This is a genomic window from Pseudarthrobacter sp. NPDC058362, assembly GCF_042723515.1.
Lineage (GTDB): Bacteria > Actinomycetota > Actinomycetes > Actinomycetales > Micrococcaceae > Arthrobacter.
In genome coordinates this window covers 369445-382092 of sequence record NZ_JBHXIW010000001.1, presented here as the reverse complement: position 1 = coordinate 382092, position 12648 = coordinate 369445, and the positions used below count along the sequence as shown (strand labels likewise).

Here is a 12648-nt window from a genome sequence, read left to right as displayed (position 1 = left end):
CGCAGGCTGCTCACAAGTTGGGGTCCTAGCGTAGTAACTACCTCATTGAGGGTGCGAGTGATGCGGCAGGCATGGGGATGTCTGCCGGGGCACCGGAGGTCCCCTGCCGGGTTTTCCCCCATTTTCCCGGCTCCGGACCCCGGTGCTCCCGCATTTAACCCACGGTGCACGATGCGCCAGCTAGACGCGGGCAACCACGTGCGGCGCCGGCTCCAGCGGCCCGGCAAATACCAGCTGGTCCAGGCGGCGCAGGATCAGGCCCTCCCGCAGCGCCCAGGGGCAGATCCTCAGCTTCTTGAACTCGAAAAGCTCCAGCGCGGCCTCCGCTACGAGCGCACCGGCCAGCAGTTGGCGGGCCCGGGCCTCCGAAACGCCGGGAAGGTGCAGCCGGTCCTCAGATTTCATGGCGGAGATGCGCTGTGCCCACACCCCCAGGTCCGTAGCCCGTAGCTCGCGCTTGACGTAAGGCCCGGCCGCGCTGGGAGCCGCCCCGGCGATCCGTGCCAGCGAGCGGAAGGTCTTCGAGGTCCCTGCCACCACATTGGCCCGGCCCAGCCCGTCAAACTCACGGACGGCGGGCTTGAGCGTGTCGCGGATATAGCGCCGCAGGTCCTTGACGCTCTTGGCCGTGGGCGGGTCCTCGGCCAGCCAATCCCGTGTCAGGCGGCTGGCTCCCAGCGGCACGGACGTGGCCACCTCCGGCAACTCGTCCTGGCCGAAGGCCATTTCGAAAGACCCGCCGCCGATATCCAGGTTCAGGATAGGTCCGGCGCCCCAGCCGTGCCAGCGCCGGACCGCAAAGAAGGTCATGGACGCCTCTTCGCTGCCGGTCAGTTCCTGGAGGGTGACCGTGGTTTCATGTTTCACCCGGGCCAGGACCTCCGGACCGTTGGTGGCCTCCCGGATCGCGGACGTACAGAACGCCAGCAGGTCTTCTGCCTTGTGCCTCGCCGCGAATTCCCACGCCTCCAGCACGAATTCGGTGAGTTCGTGCTGGCCGGCGTCGTTGATGCTGCCGTCCGGCTCCAGGTACTGGACCAGGGACAGCGGCCGTTTGTGCGAGGCGAACGGCACCGGGCGCGCGCCCGGGTGGGCGTCCACCAGCAGGAGATGGACAGTATTGGACCCGATATCGAGGACGCCTAGCCGCATGGAGCCATTATTGCTCGTCGGCCCGCTTGAAGTCGCGCTTGATGTTGGCAACGCCTTCGGGATTGATTTCGAAGCCGTAGGCCGCGCCCGGGTTGATCACCATGCCCAGTTCGTCGCCGATGTTGGCGATGATGGCGGCGCCCTGGGTGCCCAGCACGTTCGGGGCCGCCTCGAGGTACTGGGCGTCCACGCGACTGGGGTGGGAGAAGACGGCAAGGACGGGGTCGCCGTCGGCGTTGGCAAGAACCAGGGGCTCCACCTGGGAGTCCTCGCCCTCGATCCCGTCCGGGCTGACGATGTAAACCTCGTTGTTCAGGAACGAGAGGATCACATCCACAGGGCTGGCATCGGGCTGTCCGCCCTTGGCGAGCTTCTCCTCGAGGTCGTTCAGCGGAGTGGTGTCGGCAATGCCGGGCTGTTCAGTCATATACCTACCTGATCATGCACCGCCCGGCACCGCAAACGCCCTACTTCTTCGCGGCTGCCTTCTTCTTGGCCGGAGCCTTGCGGGTGGCGGTCCGCTTGACCGGGCCCTTGGCGCGCTTCTCCGCGAGGAGCTCCACTGCCTGTTCGCGGGTGAGTTCCTCCAGGGACGTGGACCTCGGCACAGTGATGTTGGTGATCCCGTCGGTAATATACGGCCCGAACCGGCCTTCCTTCACCACGATGTTCTTCTCCGACACCGGATCCGGGCCGAACTCGGCCAGCGGAGGCACAGCTGCGCGCGCACCGCGCTGCTTCGGCTGGGAATAGATCTCCAGCGCCTGCTCCAGGGTGATGGTGAAGATCTCCTCTTCGGAGCCGATGGACCGGGAGTCCGTCCCCTTCTTCAGGTACGGACCGAACCGGCCGTTCTGCACCGTGATGAGGTTGCCTTCGGCGTCCTCACCCAGCGCGCGTGGCAGGCTCATCAGCTGCAGCGCCTCGTCCAGGGTGACCGAGTCCACGGTCATGGACTTGAACAGCGAGCCTGTGCGGGGCTTGGCCTTCACCGGTTTCTTCGGCGGCTTGGGCTTGCCGTTCTTGTAGTACTCCACCGGCTGGTTGGCGATCTCTTCCTCGGTCATCTCGGCAATGACCTCGGTGACGTAAGCGCCGTACCGGCCGTTCTTGGCCACCACCGTGTGGCCGGTGTGCGGATCGGCGCCCAGCACGCGTTCGTCCGGCGCCGCCGTCTCCATCAGCTCGACGGCTTTCTCGGCAGTGAGCTCATCCGGAGCCAGGTCCTCGGGTACGTTGGCCCGGGCGTTCTCCACCACCTCGCCGGTCTTGGCGTCAACGGTGGGCACCGTGCTCTCCAGGTAGGGGCCGAACTTGCCCACGCGGAGCGTGATACCGTCCGTGATCGGCACCGAGTTGATCTCCCGCGCGTCGATCTCACCAAGGTTGTTCACGATGCTCAGCAGGCCGGGGTCAGAGTCTTCACCGAAGTAGAAGTGCTTCAGCCAGGCGGCGCCCACCTCCTGGCCGTTGGCGATCTTGTCCAGGTCGCCTTCCATGTCAGCCGTGAACGCGTAGTCCACGTAGTCGTGGAAGTGCTGTTCCAGCAGGCGGACCACGGAGAAAGCGATCCAGCTGGGCACCAGCGCGGAACCCTGCTTCCGGACGTAGCCGCGGTCCTGGATGGTGGAAATGGTGGACGCGTAAGTGGACGGGCGCCCAATGCCCTTCTTTTCCAGTTCGGCGGTCAGCGACGCTTCCGTGTACCGCGGCGGCGGGGAGGTCTCATGCCCGACGGCGACAATATCCGAAGCCGTCAGGGCGTCACCCTTGGCAACATTGGGCAAACGGCGGGCCTCATCCGAGTCGTCGTCGCCGCGGGTCTCGTCCTTGCCCTCTTCATAGGCGGCCAGGAAGCCGGGGAAGGTGATCACGGTGCCGGACGCGGAGAACTCGGCGTCCCGGCCGTCGGCGGCAACGGCGCCCAGGCGGATGGTGGCCGTCGAGCCCTTGGCATCCGCCATCTGGGACGCGACCGTGCGCTTCCAAATCAGTTCGTAGAGGCGGAACTCATCGCCCGACAGCTGCGACGCCACCTGGGCCGGAGTGCGGAAGGAGTCACCGGCGGGACGGATGGCCTCGTGGGCTTCCTGCGCGTTCGCGGCCTTGTTGGAATAGACCCGGGGCGACCCCGGGACGTACTCGGGGCCGTACAGTTCCGAAGCCTGCCGGCGGGCAGCGGTCAGGGCCTCATCGCTCAGTGCCGAAGAGTCCGTACGCATATAGGTGATGTAGCCGTTTTCATACAGCCGCTGGGCGATCTGCATGGTGCTCTTCGAGGAGAACCTCAGCTTGCGGCCGGCTTCCTGCTGCAGCGTGGACGTGGTGAACGGTGCAGCCGGCCGGCGGGTGTACGGCTTGGTATCAACGGAGCGGACCGCGAAGGAGGCCTCCTGCAGCCCTGCCGCCAGCGACGCAGCGAGTTCCTCATCAAGGTGCGCCACGTTGCGCGAGGTCAGTTCGCCGTCGTCGTTGAAATCGCGGCCGGTGGCGACCTTGGCGCCGTCCACCGCGGCAAGTTTGGCCTTGAACGAGGCCGAACCCGCGCCGAACTGCCCGGTCAGGTCCCAGTAAGACGCCGCCTTGAACGCCATGCGCTCGCGTTCGCGGTCCACCACCATGCGGGTGACCACGGACTGCACGCGGCCGGCGGAGAGGCCACGGGCGACCTTGCGCCACAGGACCGGCGAAATTTCGTAACCGTAAAGACGGTCCAGCACACGGCGGGTCTCCTGCGCATCCACCAGGGCTGAATCGACGTCGCGCAGGTTGCCCATGGCGCGCTGGATGGCTTCCTTGGTGATTTCACCGAACGTCATCCGGTACACCGGGACCTTGGGCTTGAGCACTTCGAGCAGGTGCCACGCGATGGCCTCGCCCTCGCGGTCCCCATCGGTTGCGAGGTAGAGTTCGTCGGCGTCCTTGAGCGCCGCTTTGAGTTCGGTGACCTTTTTCTTCTTGTCCGGCGAGACCACGTAGTAGGGCTTGAAGCCGTTTTCAATGTCGACGGCGAACTTGCCCACCGGGGTCTTCTTCAGTTCCGCAGGCAGCTCGGACGGCTGGGGCAGGTCACGGATGTGACCGATGGAGGCCTCCACAATGAAACCCTCGCCGAGGTACTTGGCGATGGTCTTGCTCTTGGCCGGAGACTCCACGATCACGAGTTTCTTGCCGGTTTTGGCCTTGCTTGGCACGGTGCTCCTACAGAAAAGGGTTGCTCGGGCAGATGAGCCCATATTTGCCTAGTTCACCATATTTTGGCCGATTGTGCGCATTCCTGTGGAAAAGCGCGGGCTTGTGGAAAGGCCTCCCGGCGCTCAGGCGGCGGGGATGAGGAACCCGTCACGGACCAGGTTTTCCACCTCAGCCAGCAGCCCCGTCCGGAACGTCGCCGCGTTGAAGTCCTCTCCCCCGCCGAGCAGCGCTTCCAGGGCTCCGGCGATCTGCCCGGCGGTCAGGTCGCCGTCGCATGCGGACACAAAGCCGGCCAGCTCCGTGCTGAGCAGGTTGGTCCGGCGCAGCCCTGCGCCCTGCCGCAGCAGGATCACCCCTGGATGTTCCGCGCCGGGCCGCTGGTGCCTTTCCTCGGTGACGTCCCCGGCCACGAGCAGGTGTGCGTCCTCGATGCTGTGCGCGGCAAGCCAGTCGGCGCGCTCCACCAGGGCGCCCAGATGGGGGCCGATGGGCTGTTCGATGGGGTAGGTGATCTCCTCGAACCGCCGGATGCGTGTCCCGCCCCGTTCCGCCGGCCGCCGCAGCCACACCATCCCGAAGCCGATCCCTTCCACCTTGCGGGAGGCGAAATCGGCGAGGTAGGCGGCGTAGGCGTCCCGGTAATGTTCCCGGTCGCGGCCTTCGGAAGCGTCGCGCAGCCACGTCTCCGCGTACTGCTCCGGGGTGACCTGCTCGCGCTGGATGAACCAGGCATCCGTGTCCGGACTGGCCCACTTCTGCGGCCCCTCCTGCCATTCCATCCCCGCAGTCACCTCCCAGTTGCCCAACAGCTGGGCTGTTCCGGCCGGTTCCAGCACGGACGGCAGGTCCTGGATCAGCGACGACACGATCTGGTCCCCCGGCAGCCCGCCGTCGCGGTACGTGAACTGTCCCGCCGCGTCCTCCCCGGCGGTGCGCGGGGTGATCACGAACGGCGGGTTGGAGACAACCAGCCCGAACTCCTCGCCTGCCACGGGCTCCAGCAAGGACCCACACCGCAGGCTCACCCGCTCCGAGAGCCGTTCCGGGTCCACGGACAGGGCCTCTGCGTTAAGCAGGATGTTGAACCGCGTGAAGGCCAGGGCGCGTTCGGAAATGTCCGTCGCAATGACGTGCTGGCAATGGTGCAGCAGATGGAAAGTCTGGATGCCGCAGCCGGTGCCCAGGTCCAGCGCCCGTTCCGTGTGGCGGCGGACGGTGGCCTGGACCAGCGTAGTGGAGGCCTGCCCGATGCCCAGCACGTGGTCATGCCGCAGGATCCCGGCCTGCTGGTGCGCGGCGAGGTCGCTGGCGACCCACAATTCGGCCCCGCCGCTGCCGTCCTCGTTCTTGTCCCAGCCGTAAGGCCGCAGGTCCGCCCGCGCCGTGAATTTCCCGGTGCCGGGCACGGGCTGCAGCAGCCCCAGCTCCACCAGGCCTTCGGTACGGATGCCCGGGAGGGCGGCGTCGAGCGTTTCACCTTCCTGCGGTTCGGCCAGCAGCCACAGGCGCACGACGGCGGCAAGCGCCGCTGCGGGCCCCTCGCCGCGGGCTGCACTTTCGGTAGCCAGCAGGGCGGGGATCGTCTGGTCGCGGTTGAGCGCAGTGTAGGCGGACTCACCGAGGAGGCCGGCCACGCCGTCCAGCGTGTAGTCCACCGCGCGCAGGTCCGCGGCAAGGGCGGCAAGCTGCTGGGGAAGGTCGCTGCGGGGGGCGTCGGGGGTGTTGCCGGCGGTGAATTCGTAGGAGGTAGGCACGGCTCAAGTCTAGGGTGGGCACAGGAGGCCCCACTGGCCCCGGTAAATTGGAGGCATGGCCCTACCCTTCACCTCATTCCCGCGCGCCCTGGCCGCCGCCGCAGTCGCCGCCGTTCTGGCCGGCACTGGATGCGCGCCCCGGCTCTCCGTGGAGGACGCCGACGTTCCGGCCTGGCAGGCCACGGCGATGCCATCCGCCGCCGGTGTGGTGGCCGAAGAGTCAGGCAAGCTTCTCTCCGCCGAGCCGGTTGACCGCACGGAGGAGCTGCCGGCCGGTGCCTACGCCGTGACACTGGTCTGCGAGGGCGGCGGCAAGGCCTTCCTGGCCGTCAGGTCAGGCGGGAAGGATGTGGCCGACCTCGGAGCTGCCTGCTACGGCACGCCCGAGCGCGCGAAAGTCACCCTTGCCACGGACGGGCCTCTGGAATTCAGCATTTCCAGCGTGGACGCGCCCGTCCTGTACGCCTACCACATAGTGCCCGCAGGATAGCCACAACTGTGGCGCGCGGGCGCTGGCCCCGTGCGGCCGCCAGGCCTAGAGTCGAAGTATGGCCGCCTCCCCGGGCGCCACGGACCGCAGCGGTCCGGAGCTCCCACCGCCCGGGCGACGGTCCCGCAAGGCCGGCCGGGGAACCAAGGCGGGTGCCGTCGTCGCTCTTAGTGCCTTCATTGCGGCCGCCGCCGTGGCCGGCTGCGAATATACGTACGACGACGGCCGGGGCTGGAGCAGCCCAGACGCCACCGCCGCGCCGGGTCCGGCGTTCACGCGGAACCCGCCGCTGGAAGCGGTCCCGGCGGAGTCACTGGGGGCCTGGGTGGTGGAGGCCCTGCCCGGAACGGATCCGCCCGCGTTGCAGGTAGACGCCGGGTTGCTGGCGGCGGGGGAGACTGCTACGGCTACCACACCGGCATTATCGCCCGGCTCCTATGTGCTCTCGCTGGCCTGCCGGAGCACGGAACCGGTGAATTTCACTGTCCGCAGCGACACGTTGGCGTTGGTGGACCTGGGCCTGCGGTGCGGCATCACGCGCGAGAACGTCATCTACCTGCCGGCAGACACCGCGCTGGAAGTCCGGGTGGAGGCGTCGGCGGAAGCAAACTACGCCTACCGGGTACGGAAGCTCTCACTCCAGGGATTTGGAACGTCAGGCTGCACACCCGTCGGGGCAGCGGAGCGTTTCCGGACTGGCGGCGCAATCGGCGCAATAGAGCGTGAGGGTCCGGCAGCTGGGGTTGGAGCAGTTCTCGAATTTGCTGGTGGGCGCAGAGCAGCGGGTGCATTGGCCGATGGTCTTGGCTTCGTCACTGAACTCCAGGTGCATCCGCTTGTCGAAGACGTAGAGGGAGCCTTCCCAAAGTCCCTGGTCCTTGAATGTTTCGCCATAGCGGACGATCCCGCCGTCCAGCTGGTAGACCTCTTTGAACCCGCGGTTCACCATGAGGCTGGAGAGCACCTCGCAACGGATGCCGCCGGTGCAGTAGGTGACAACGGGTTTGTCCTTGAGCCCGTCGTACTTGCCTGACTCAAGTTCCTTGATGAAGTCATGGGTGGTGGCAACGTCCGGCACCACGGCGTCCTTGAACTTGCCGATCTGGGCCTCAAACGCGTTGCGGCCGTCGAAGAACACCACGTCCTCGCCGTTCTTCTTCTTGGCATCCACCAGTTCGTGGAGTTCCTCCGGCTTGAGGTGGGTTCCGCCGCCCACCACGCCATTGCCGTCCACTTTGAGCTCGCCCGGGGCGCCGAAGGAAACGATCTCGTCACGCACCTTGACGCTGAGCCGCGGGAAGTCGTCTGCGCCGCCGTCGGACCACTTAACGTCGATGCCGTGGAAGCCCTTGTATTCGCGGGTGGTCTTCACGTACTGCTTCACGGCGCCGATTTCGCCGCCCACGGTGGCGTTGATGCCGTCCTTGGAGATCAGGATGCGCCCGGTCAGGCCCAGCTTCTCGCACAGGGCACGCTGCCAGAGGCGGATCGCTTCGGGATCCGCGATGGGGGTAAAGCCGTAAAAGAGCACGATTCGGTTCAAAGCCACGTGTTTAAGGGTACCGGCACCCCTGAGACCGGATCACAATTGCATAAGCTCTCTTCCGGGCCCTGTTCCTGATGCGCGCGCTGGAATAGTCTCAATCCATGAGTCCGGAAACCATGGTTGAAGACATCACTGGCCTTCTCGAAGTATGGGTGGCCGGCTGGGCAGGCTGTCGCGGGTACCAGACGGCCAAGGAAGGGCGGTTCCCTTCCGCGCTCCGGTCGGATACCACCGGCGAGTGGGAATACTTCGCCTCGGACCCTGCCGATGACGAGTTCGCGGCGCTGGCAGCCAAGACCGCAGAGGTACCAGCCCGTGGCTTGACGATCCTCACGAACGACCCCGCGCGGTATGCGGCGCTCGCCGCCCGCCACGGCCTGAACGTCACCTCGGACACCCAGACCATGATGATTGTCGACATGGAAACGCAGGACGCCGAGGACCCATGGCTTTCGGATGATGACCTCGCGCTGACCGCCACCACCGAGAACGGCGTCCACTTCGCGGAGGTCCGTTCCGGAGACACCCTGGCCGCCAGCGGACGCGTGTTCGTGGTGGGCGAGACCGCGGTTTTCGACAAGATCATCACCGAACCGGCCTTCCAGCGCCGTGGCCTGGGCAGTTTCATCATGCGGGCCCTGGCGGCGCAGGCTTTTGAGCACGATGTCCAGAGCGGCCTGCTCCTGGCTTCGGTGGACGGCCAGAAACTGTATTCCCACCTCGGCTGGAACACGGTCTCGCGTGTGCTGATGCTTTCGTCCTCGCAGGACGGCGCCGACCTCTCCCTGAGCTGAACCGCTCCCTGCCCGAACCGGGTTGCCTGGCCGGAGACGGTTATCCCCACGGCGAACCGGGCCGCGCCTGTCTTCGCCGGGTGAAACAATATTGGGGTGAACCCCCATGACTCCCTGATTTCCCTGCTGGGCCGCGGTCCGGATCCGGAACAGCTCCGTCATGTCCACACCATCCCGGCACGCCAGGCGGTCCACAGCCCGTGGCCTGACTGGGTGCACCCGGATCTGGTCGCCGCTTACGGGTCGCTCGGCATCCATGAGCCTTTCCGGCACCAGGTCGACGCCGCGGATCTTGCCCACCGCGGTATCCATACCGTCGTGGCCACCGGCACGGCCTCCGGAAAATCGCTCGCGTACCAGCTGCCTGCACTTGACGCTATCCACCGCTCTGAACTTCGTGTCCTCGCCGAACCGGGCAAGATCCACGACGACGGGGCCGTCACTCTCTATCTTTCCCCCACCAAGGCGCTGGCTGCCGACCAGCTCAACGCCATTCGGGCGCTGCAGCTCCCCACCGTCCGTGCGGAAACGTACGACGGCGACACCGACCCCGCGGCGCGCCGCTGGATCCGTGACCATGCCAACTTCATCCTGGCCAACCCGGACATGCTCCACTTCGGCATCCTCCCCAACCATGCCTGGTGGGCGTCGTTTTTCCGCCGGTTGCGGTACGTCATCGTCGATGAAGCGCACAGCTACCGGGGCGTGTTCGGATCGCACGTGGCCAACCTGATGCGCCGGCTGCGCCGGATCTGCGCGTATTACGGGGCGGGTCGGACGTTCCCCGAGCCGGTCTTCATCGCCGCTTCCGCCACCGCATCCGAGCCCGATGTCTCCTTCTCCCGCCTCATCGGCGCTCCGGTCACCGCCGTTTCGCATGACTGCTCGCCGCACGGCTCCACCACCGTCGCCTTTTGGGAGCCCGCCCTGACGGAAGCCCGGGGAGAGAATGGCGCCCCACAGCGCCGGACGGCAGTCGCGGAAACCGCAGACCTGCTCGCGAACCTGGTCTCCGCCCGGATCCGCACCATCGCGTTCATCAAGTCCAGGCGGGGCGCGGAGACAATCTCCTCGATAACCAAGCGCCTGCTGGACGAAGTGGATCCCAGCCTGCCCCAGCGCGTGGCTGCCTACCGCTCAGGTTATCTTCCCGAAGAACGGCGCCAGGTGGAACGGTCGCTGCGTGCGGGGGAGCTTCTGGGGGTCTCCAGCACCTCGGCACTGGAACTGGGGATCGACATCTCGGGCCTGGACGCGGTGCTCGTTGCGGGCTGGCCCGGGACCAGGGCATCCCTATTCCAGCAAATAGGCCGGGCGGGCCGGGCGGGCCAGGACGCCGTGGCCGCCTTCGTGGCCAGCGACGACCCACTGGACACCTACCTGGTCAACCATCCGGAAGCCATCTTCGACGTCTCGGTGGAAGCCACGGTCTTCGACCCGGCGAACCCTTATGTGCTGGGCCCGCATCTTTGTGCGGCCGCGGCGGAACTCCCGCTGGGACCTGCGGAACTGGACCTGTTCGGTTCCACGGCGGAGAGTCTGCTGGACCGGCTGGTGGCGCAGGGATACCTGAGGCGCCGGCCCGCGGGGTGGTTCTGGACGCATTCGCAGAGCGCGGCGGGGATGGTGAACCTGCGGGCGGACGGCGGCGGTCCGGTAAGCATCGTGGACGCCGAGACCGGTTCCCTGTTGGGGACGATGGATTCGCCGCAGACGCATTACCAGGCACACACCGGTGCAGTGTATGTCCATCAGGGCGACACCTATGTGGTGGAGGACCTGAACGAGGACGATCACTGCGTGATGGTGCGCCGGGCGAATCCCGACTACTACACGACGGCCCGGGACGTGACCCAGATCGAGGTGCTCGAAACCCAGCGCACCATGCAGTGGGGCGGCGTCACCGTGCACTTCGGCGATGTCAAAGTGACCACACAAGTTGTCTCCTTTCAACGGAAAGCGCTGATTTCCAACGAGGTTCTGGGGGAAGAACCGCTGGACCTTGGTGCGCGGGACCTGTTCACCAAAGCCGTGTGGTTCGTGGTGGACAACCGTTCCCTGACGGGAGCCGGGCTCATCGAAGCCCAGTTCCCCGGTGCCCTGCACGCGGCCGAACATGCCGCCATCGGCTTGCTTCCGCTGGTGGCCTCCAGCGACCGGTGGGACATCGGCGGCGTTTCCACTGCCCTCCACGCGGACACCGGAGTGCCGACGATCTTTGTCTACGACGGGCATCCCGGAGGGGCCGGTTTTGCCGAGCGCGGGTTCGATAAGGCCAAGGTCTGGCTCGCGGCCACGCGGGACGCCATCAAGGCCTGCGAATGCGACTCAGGCTGCCCCTCCTGCGTCCAGTCCCCCAAGTGCGGCAACAAGAACAACCCCTTGGACAAAGCAGCGGCGGTCACACTCCTGGATGTCCTGCTGCGGCACGCAACTGACAGCCCGGCCGCAGCCACAGCCCCGGCCCCCACTCCGACTGGCTCTTCGGCCGGGCTGTAGCAGGCTATGGCGGTGGTCCGGCACGGGCATGGCCTCGGGCCGGACCCGCCACTGTCCGCTCCACGAGTTCCGTCCGGACTTCCACCGTCTGGCCGGCGCCTTCGACACAGCTGACCACGGTTGCTCCATGCCGGGTGGCCACCTCGAGGGCCAGGGTGCACGGGTCCCCTTCAGTGAGTCCCCGCAAGGCGTCCGCTGCTGCCAGCGCCGCCAGGTCCGGTGCTGACGCTGCCCTGCCCGCAAAGACGGCGGCCTGCGCGAACAGGAGCGCCCCGGCCATAAGCATCAGGACCGTCAGCGCCAACCCCACCGCCAGGAATGTTCCGGCGCCCCGCTCTCCATGGCTGGAGCGCTGAATTCCGGAACCCCGCGGCATATCGGAGGGGCTCATTCGGATGCCTCGCTCCGCGTGGAAGCCCGGGCGGTAAGCGTCCACGGAATGGATGCCCCCAGCGGCCCACCAACTCTGTCGGTGACCGTCACGTCCAGCCAGCCCCCATCGGCCGAGATCACCGCGGCTGCCGTACTGCCGGAGAGGCGGGCAACGATGTCCTGGACAGCGGCGGGATCCTCGCCGCGGGCCAGGGCGCGGGCGCCGGCACGTGCTCCTTCTTCGAGCCGTACCTGCGTGATACCGGCGGCCGCAGCAGAAAGCAGCATGGCCAGGAGCAGCAGAACGGCGGGGAGCGTCACGACAAATTCCGCCGTCACGGCACCCGTAGCCGGGGAAGGAGTCACGGCCGGCCTGCTCATGGGAGTGCCAGCGCCGTACGGATCAGCGTCAGGAGGAAGCCACGGACTTCATCACTCCGGAGGATGAATACCAGCAGCCCGGCGAACCCTACGGCGGCCAGAGTCGCGATGGCATATTCTGCGGTGGCCATACCGGCTTCCGCTGCGGGATGCCTCTCCACGCGCCGGACCGGAAGAGCGGTCACCGGTCCGGCCGCAGGGGACGGGGCACCAGTTGGTGCCTCTTCGAGGGGCGGCACCAGCCGGAGGATGGGAGGACAGGCGGCATCCGTTGAACGCTCAGGGTTGAGAGCACCCTGTGTGCGGGCCGCATGCGGAGGGGCGGCCGGCGCTCCGGCGCCCCTAATGCGGTGGCTGTAATGACGGGCGTACATGTGCTGGTTCCTTTCGTTGGACCGGCCTGGATTGCCGGCTGACTTGACTCTTCCGGCCAGAACACCCAGCGGTAAGCCAGCTGTGCGTGTA

The 12648-nt window shown here is 66.8% G+C and carries 11 protein-coding genes; 3 read left to right on the top strand and 8 right to left on the bottom strand.

The genetic code is table 11. The features are described 5' to 3' along the window. Nucleotides 1–180: 180 nt before the first annotated feature. The 4 genes from ACFWIX_RS01710 to ACFWIX_RS01695 form a co-directional block, all read right to left on the bottom strand. On the bottom strand, nucleotides 181–1152 hold the full coding sequence (locus tag ACFWIX_RS01710) for a Ppx/GppA phosphatase family protein (RefSeq protein ID WP_377214378.1): 972 nt from the start codon (nucleotides 1150–1152) through the stop codon (nucleotides 181–183). 7 nt (nucleotides 1153–1159) lie between these two features. Further along, complete coding sequence (locus ACFWIX_RS01705) at nucleotides 1160–1579, bottom strand: SseB family protein (protein WP_377214377.1); 420 nt, start codon at nucleotides 1577–1579, stop codon at nucleotides 1160–1162. Between the two features lie 40 nt (nucleotides 1580–1619). Then, nucleotides 1620–4346 carry a type I DNA topoisomerase gene (topA, locus tag ACFWIX_RS01700; protein WP_377214376.1) on the bottom strand — a complete coding sequence of 909 codons (2727 nt, stop codon included), beginning with the start codon at nucleotides 4344–4346 and terminating at the stop codon, nucleotides 1620–1622. A 123-nt stretch (nucleotides 4347–4469) separates the two neighbouring features. Continuing rightward, the gene (locus tag ACFWIX_RS01695) at nucleotides 4470–6101 is read right to left on the bottom strand and encodes a methyltransferase (protein ID WP_377214375.1); all 1632 of its coding nucleotides are present in this window, start codon (nucleotides 6099–6101) and stop codon (nucleotides 4470–4472) included. Between the two features lie 55 nt (nucleotides 6102–6156). On the opposite strand from ACFWIX_RS01695, the gene ACFWIX_RS01690 reads away from it, so the two are divergent. Beyond that, nucleotides 6157–6591, top strand: coding sequence for a hypothetical protein (locus ACFWIX_RS01690; protein WP_377214374.1), 435 nt, complete (start codon nucleotides 6157–6159; stop codon nucleotides 6589–6591). A 655-nt stretch (nucleotides 6592–7246) separates the two neighbouring features. On the opposite strand, the gene ACFWIX_RS01685 is transcribed toward ACFWIX_RS01690, so the two are convergent. Then, complete coding sequence (locus ACFWIX_RS01685; RefSeq protein ID WP_377214373.1) at nucleotides 7247–8140, bottom strand: rhodanese-related sulfurtransferase; 894 nt, start codon at nucleotides 8138–8140, stop codon at nucleotides 7247–7249. Nucleotides 8141–8238: 98 nt separating this feature from the next. Between ACFWIX_RS01685 and ACFWIX_RS01680 the strand changes: the two genes are divergently transcribed. Together ACFWIX_RS01680 and ACFWIX_RS01675 are read left to right on the top strand one after the other, a co-directional pair. Continuing rightward, complete coding sequence (locus ACFWIX_RS01680) at nucleotides 8239–8931, top strand: GNAT family N-acetyltransferase (RefSeq protein ID WP_377214372.1); 693 nt, start codon at nucleotides 8239–8241, stop codon at nucleotides 8929–8931. 96 nt (nucleotides 8932–9027) lie between these two features. Further along, nucleotides 9028–11430: a DEAD/DEAH box helicase gene (locus ACFWIX_RS01675; protein ID WP_377214371.1), complete on the top strand. Its 2403-nt coding sequence runs from the start codon at nucleotides 9028–9030 to the stop codon at nucleotides 11428–11430. A 4-nt stretch (nucleotides 11431–11434) separates the two neighbouring features. Here the strand turns inward: ACFWIX_RS01675 and ACFWIX_RS01670 are convergent, their stop codons facing one another. Genes ACFWIX_RS01670 through ACFWIX_RS01660 form a run of 3 tightly spaced genes read right to left on the bottom strand, consistent with a single transcriptional unit; the run spans nucleotide 11435 to nucleotide 12557 of the window. Next, nucleotides 11435–11821: an Rv3654c family TadE-like protein gene (locus tag ACFWIX_RS01670; RefSeq protein WP_377214370.1), complete on the bottom strand. Its 387-nt coding sequence runs from the start codon at nucleotides 11819–11821 to the stop codon at nucleotides 11435–11437. Next, nucleotides 11818–12183: a TadE family type IV pilus minor pilin gene (locus ACFWIX_RS01665; RefSeq protein WP_377214369.1), complete on the bottom strand. Its 366-nt coding sequence runs from the start codon at nucleotides 12181–12183 to the stop codon at nucleotides 11818–11820. Before ACFWIX_RS01665 ends, ACFWIX_RS01670 begins: the two co-directional genes overlap by 4 nt. Continuing rightward, complete coding sequence (locus ACFWIX_RS01660) at nucleotides 12180–12557, bottom strand: DUF4244 domain-containing protein (RefSeq protein WP_377214368.1); 378 nt, start codon at nucleotides 12555–12557, stop codon at nucleotides 12180–12182. The genes ACFWIX_RS01665 and ACFWIX_RS01660 overlap by 4 nt, the downstream gene beginning before the upstream one ends. Between the last annotated feature and the right edge of the window lie 91 nt (nucleotides 12558–12648).